Source organism: Micromonospora sp. CNZ297 (assembly GCF_007827625.1).
In genome coordinates this window covers 1-1312 of record NZ_VISU01000071.1, presented here as the reverse complement: position 1 = coordinate 1312, position 1312 = coordinate 1, and the positions used below count along the sequence as shown (strand labels likewise).

Annotated in this window: 1 protein-coding gene; it reads right to left on the bottom strand. The window is 69.5% G+C overall.

Features of this window, described 5'->3' with window-relative positions:
* Positions 1-17: 17 nt before the first annotated feature.
* Positions 18-1073: an IS110 family RNA-guided transposase gene (locus tag FB454_RS34725; protein ID WP_145755820.1), complete on the bottom strand. Its 1056-nt coding sequence runs from the start codon at positions 1071-1073 to the stop codon at positions 18-20.
* Positions 1074-1312: the final 239 nt, after the last annotated feature.

Below are 1312 nucleotides of genomic sequence, written 5' to 3'. Positions count from 1 at the left end.
GGATGCTCCTATAGAAGTCAAGCGGTGTTGAGGGTGGTGAAGTCGGCGAGGAGGGCGGTGTGGATCTCGCGGACGATGTAGCGCTTGAGGCAGCGCATGATTTCTTTCTTGTTGAGTCCTTGTTTGGTGCGTTTGTCGACGTAGGCGCGGGTGCGGGGGTCGTGGCGCATGCGGACCAGGGCGATGGTGTGCAGGGCTGAGTTGGCGGCTCTGTCGCCGCCTCGGTTGAGGCGGTGTCGGTCGGTGCGTCCTGAGCTGGCGGGGATGGGTGCGGCGCCGCAGAGGTGGGCCAGGGCGGCTTCGGAGCGCAGCCGGTCGGGGTTGTCGCCGGCGGTGGTCAGGAGTTGACCGGCGACGTCGGTGCCGACGCCGTAGACGGCGTTCAGGTGTGGGGCGGTGCGGGCGACGGCGGGTCGTAGTCGCCGGTCGGCGTGGGTGATCTCGGCGGTCAGGGCCTGGATCCGGGCGGCGATGGCGGCCAGGGCGGCTTTGGTGGCCTCGACGGGATCGGTGAGTCGGGTCTCGTCGACGAGTAGCGCGGCGCACCGGTCGACCAGTGGTGCTTGCGGGTGGCTGAGGTCGTGGCGCAGAGACTCCGGCGCGGAGGCGAGCAGACCGTGGAGCTGGTTGAGCGCGGCGGTGCGGGCCTTCATCGCGCCGCGGCGGGCCACCCGCAGAGCGCGGATGGCCTCGACCGGGCCAGTGCGGGTCTTCGGGGTGCCGCTGGCCTGTCCGGACAGGGCCGCCCTGGCCGCGGCAAGCGCGTCGAGAGGATCGGACTTGCCCTTGGCGCGGCGGGCGCGCCGGTCCGGGCGGTCGACCTCGACCACCGTGACGCTCTGCGCGGTGAGATGGCGGGCCAAGCCCGCGCCGTAGGTGCCGGTGCCCTCCACCCCGACCTTGATCACCTGCCCGAACCGGCGTAGCCAGGCCAGGAGTTGCCGGTAGCCCGACGCCGAAGCGGGAAATTCCTGGTCGCCCAGTACCCGGCCGGCACCATCGATGGCGGCGGCGTGATGAGTTTTGCCGTGAGTGTCGACGCCGCCTGTGACCTGACGCTTCTTGGCTGCCATGCTGAAACCGTCGTCCCTCTCGCTTGCACCGAACAGGGTCGGCACGCACCGCCGGGACGGGCGGACAGGACAGTGACGGGACCTCTTGCACAGGCTCCTATCAGGTCACGAACGCCCAGCAGGTGAGTGCAGGAACGGGTCACCCGGACAAGCCGACGAATCCCCTAGAAGACACCCAAGGTCAGTCAGAGGGTGAGTCAGACCGGCCGGGTGACCCGCTCCCACATCATCACTGTCAG